Genomic DNA, 1,079 nt, shown 5'->3' with positions numbered 1-1,079 from the left:
GGGGAGCCGGTCTGGTATCTGGTTCCGGACGGCGTGGTGCAGTACATCGCGAAGCACGGGCTGTACCTGAAGAACGGGCCGGCGAAAGACTCACAGGTTGAACCTGAAGTGTCCACAACAACATGACTATCACTGGGTGAAGAAGCAATGAGTAACGGTCACGAGTCCGCACAAAGCCGGAGGTCTCTCCGGCAGGCGCGCGCGGCTTCTGCCGGGGACCAGGCGCCGTCGTCCCAGGAGGATTCCGAGGCAGTGCAACCGTCAGAGCATCCTCCAGCCGAGCACCGTCCGTCGGGGAACCGTTCAGGCGTGCAACCCGGAAAGCCGTCCGCAGTCAGTATCGAACCTGCTCCCGCCGCGCAGCGGCGCAGCAGGCGGGCAGCGGATGTGCCGGTGGACGCGCCGTCCTCGGCGCCCACCACCGAACGGGTGTCCCAGGCGCGCGCGCGGGACCGGGAGATGCGGCGCAATTACCGGGCGCTGGCCGAACAGCAGGCAGAACAGCCCGCAGGCATTCCCACCCGCCGGCAGCTCCGCCTGCAGCAGCAGGCTGCCCGCGAGAAGGCGCTGCAGGCAGAGGGGTCAGTGCAGGGCACAACCGCTGCGTCGCGGACGCCGGAGGAGCCGGAGCAGCCCCCGACTGCCGGGCGCGGTGAGCTGACAGTAGAGCAGGCGCTTGCCGCCCGCGAGGCGATCATCAACCAGGCCCGGAACCAGGTCGCGGTGATGGAAGCCGCCGCCAAGGATGACCCCTTCTCGGTTGACCTCGAGATCCTGGCGCAGCAGAAGGCGCTGGCCGAACGGGCTGCCGTGCTGAACACGCGTGCGCAGAAAATCCAGCAGCTTACGCAGGAAAACCGGCAGCGGAAGCCGCTGCTGAACGACCCCACGACTGCCCACAACCTTTCCATCGTCTCGCCCGTGGAGTTCGTTCGGGTGCCGACCGAGAGCCCGGACGTTCCGGCGCCGTCGACTTCCCACATTCCGGTTGTTGCGCCCGCGCCGTCCGGCTCCCGGCGGGGCGCCCCGGGCACGCTGCCGCCTGCGGCGGCTCCACCGCGGCCGCGGGCGGACAGGCC

Annotated in this window: 2 pseudogenes; both read left to right on the top strand. The window is 69.2% G+C overall.

Features of this window, described 5'->3' with window-relative positions:
• A pseudogene (locus tag X803_RS22595) lies at positions 1-126 on the top strand (nicotinic acid mononucleotide adenylyltransferase); the annotation flags it as partial.
• 183 nt (positions 127-309) lie between these two features.
• Positions 310-1,079: pseudogene (locus X803_RS22030) on the top strand (hypothetical protein); the annotation flags it as partial.

This window comes from Arthrobacter sp. 35/47 (assembly GCF_000520475.1).
GTDB classification, from domain to species: Bacteria; Actinomycetota; Actinomycetes; order Actinomycetales; family Micrococcaceae; genus Arthrobacter_D; species Arthrobacter_D subterraneus.
The sequence above is the reverse complement of the archived record's forward strand: the minus strand, read 5'-3'. Positions and strand labels throughout refer to the sequence as shown.